The 3,188-nt window shown below is 68.9% G+C and carries 1 protein-coding gene; it reads left to right on the forward strand.

What is annotated here, in order from left to right; all coding sequences use genetic code 11:
- Positions 1-1,232: 1,232 nt before the first annotated feature.
- On the forward strand, positions 1,233-3,188 hold a 1,956-nt coding region (locus AC07DW_RS33905; RefSeq protein WP_478861451.1), incomplete at its 3' end, for a hypothetical protein.

A 3,188-nucleotide genomic window follows, 5' to 3' on the forward strand; every position in this document is an offset into this window, starting at 1 on the left:
GTCCTACGGCCGGATACCAGACGTGACGACCGCACCCCATGATCCCGAACCCGCTGGCGCAGCATCAACCGAGCACTGAATTAGCCACCAGGGTCGGGACCAGCTGGTGTGCAGCCGCTTCCAGTTTGTTGACGATCACCGTGGCGTTTTCGGCGTCAAGCGGCCGACGGCATTTGCGGGGTCCGGCGTGTCACGGAGGAGGTGAAGGGAGGGGTCGGGAGCCGGGTCAGCCGCAAGCGTGTCGTGGGTGTCATGGGCAGGTGCGGCATCGTTGGGCTGCACCTGTGCAGGAAGGTCCGCAGCGCCGTTCCCGAGCCGTCGGCGACACTGGTGCCGGTCCTGCTGCGGCGCGGCTTCACCGCGACTGCGCCGAGCACCAGGTACGCGGGTGGCATAACCTGCCTCTCCATCGGGGGCGGCAGGTTCCTTTGTCTGGCAACGGTGCTGGACCTGTGCTCGAAGCGGCTGGCGGGCTGGTCGACCGCCGGCCACCTGCGTATGGGGCTGGTCACCGACGCGCTCGGGGCCGCCGCGGCGGGCCGCGGTGCCGGGGGCCTGCGGTGCCGGGGGCCTGCGGTGCCGGGGGCCTGCGCAGGGCGATCTTCCACAGCGATAGCGGGGTGCACTGTGTACCGAAGTCGGCAAATGGCTGGGGGTGGACCGGGAAGACCGCCGGGCGGCTCATCCGGCGTTCCGGCTGGTTCCGCCGGCGGACCTGACTGCATATGCCCGGGCGTGCCCGCCAGGGACCCGGCGCGTGGTTTCGGGTGATTTCCGGGGACGTTCACGGGCCCCGGGGGCGGTGAGTGCAGGGGGGAGGCCATGGCGGGGTGATGTGCCGGCAGGGGCGTGGCAGAGGCGGACCTGGTAGCGGTCCGGGCTGCACCATTTTGCGGTGATCTGGAGGCGCTCCTCGGTGGCCAGGTTAGAGGCGCTCGCCGTGGGAGTCTTTCCCTGCCGGGGGGTGCTTGGCAGCCTGCCGCTGGTGTCTGCGGTCCTGCGGTCTGCAGCCGGGGTGGAGGAGTGAGGGGTGTCCTGTGCCTGGCCGTTTGGGGGAGTGTGTGACCCTTCGCGGACCGGGTTGGTTTGGAGCACATCTTCGCATGGCGTGTTTCTGGGGGTTTTCGATGTCATCTTCTGCTGTCACGGGTCGCGGTTCGGTCACCGGGTCACCGGCATTGATCATGCCAGGTACTCCGGGGTTCCGGGGCGGTCTGCGCCGGGTGGCTTTGGTGACGGCTGTGGTGATGGGGGTGTCGGCGGTTCCGGTGGTGTCGGCGGTGGCTGCCGATGTGCCGGGCGGGGTGCCGGCGCCGGTGTCGGGTTCGGTTCCGCTGGGTGATGCGGCCGCAGGTGCGCTGGATGAGCGTACGGGTCTGTGGCGGATGAGCCTGCCGCTGGTGACGCTGGGGGGGCGTGGGGGTCTGGATGCGTCGGTGGGGTTGTCGTATGACCAGCAGCTGGCGGCGGCGGGGGTGGACCGGCACGGTCTGGGTGCGGGGATGAGTCTGGGGCTGTCGTTTGTGGAGACGGAGGGCGGGGTGCGGGTGTTCCCCGCCTCCGGGGGCATGTTCGAAGCCGATGAGGCCTCCGCGACCGGCCTGAAGCGCTACCCGCTGAAAGACCTGGAGTTTGAGCGCAGGGCGGGCACGGTTCCGGCCCGCGACGGCGTCCCGGCCCGCCCCTATACGTACGTGCTGTCGTATGAGGACGGGCGGGTGGATTTCTTCTCCGCTGAGGGGGATCTGCTGGGGCGCAAGGACCGGTCGGGTAACCGGGTGGACTGGGTGTGGGGGTCGGGTCACCGGCTGGTGCAGGTGGTGGACACCTACGGGCAGAAAGCCACCCTCACCCCCTCCGCGACCGGTTTGACGGTGACCTCACCGGCCCGCTCGGATGGGCGGACACCGACAATGCAGCTGAAGATTGAGGGCGGCCGGCTGACGGAAGTGACCGACCCGGCCGGGCAGGTCACCACCCTTGGCTACCGTGCCAGCAGCGAGACCGGCAACAAGCCGCTGCTGAGTGAGATCGTCACCCCCACCGGCGCGAAGACAATGGTGGACTATCAGACCGCGGCGGGGATGAGCGTGGTCAAAACCGTGCGGGTCACTGACGCTGCGGGCAAGGACCTGGTCGCGCCGAAGAGCTTCTCCCTGGTGCCGGTGGACGGCCAGCTGCACAACCACACGGGTTTCCCGAAGTATCAGCACACCACGTTCGGCCTGTTCGACGCCGCCGATACCGCAGCGCAGGGCTACCGGTACGCCACCGAGCTGTCCGACGGGGTGTCGGTGGTGCGCTCCACCTACAACAAGCTGCACCTTCTTCAGGAGCGCGAGACGTTCCTGATTGCCGGGGACAAGCGGATAAGCCTGCACAAGCAGAGCCTGGACTATGCGGGGGAGAAGGACGAGACTCCGCCCTCACCGTCAGCTTTGCCGGCGAACTACGCCAAACCCACCGAGGCACGGGTCACGCACCTGGGCCCGGGCGGCAGGCAGCGCACCACGGCCGAGACCGCCGTCTTCGATGATCATGGCCGGCAGGTGGAGCGGCGGGATGTGACCGGGGCGGTGACCCGCACCGAGTACGGGCCCTACGGGCAGCCGGTGAAATCGGTCACCACCGGCACCGACGGCACGGTCGCCGAAACGAAGAACACCCTCACCCCCGATGGCAAGCACATCGCCACCACCACCGAAGCCATCGCGAACAAGCCGGGCGAAACCCCCAGGGCACGCACCACCACCAGTTTCGAGGTCGACGGGCACGGTGAGCTGGCATCAAAGACTCTCACCTGGGCGGAGGGGGCACGCCCGGAGGGTGATGAGGGGCCGCAGAAGCTGACCGAGACCTACACCACCAGCATCGACACAGGCGCCCATACCCGCACCGATGCGGTGACCACCCCGGCGGGGACGGTGAAGCAGGTCACCGACCTGGCCACCGGCGAGGTCGTCGAAACGATCGACGCGGCGGGCCGGGCATCGAAGACGGTGTATGACGATGCGGGGCGGGTGATCAGGGAGACCGGGCCGGACGGGCTGACGACCACCGCCGCGCACAGCCCCACCTCGACCACGCTCACCGCCCCCGACGGGCATGTCACCACCGAGACCCGGGATCTGCTGGGGCGGGTGGAGAAGAAGACCGACAACATCACCGCCGGGAAGATCACCGGTGAC

It is taken from the genome of Streptomyces sp. NPDC045701 (assembly GCF_056432045.1).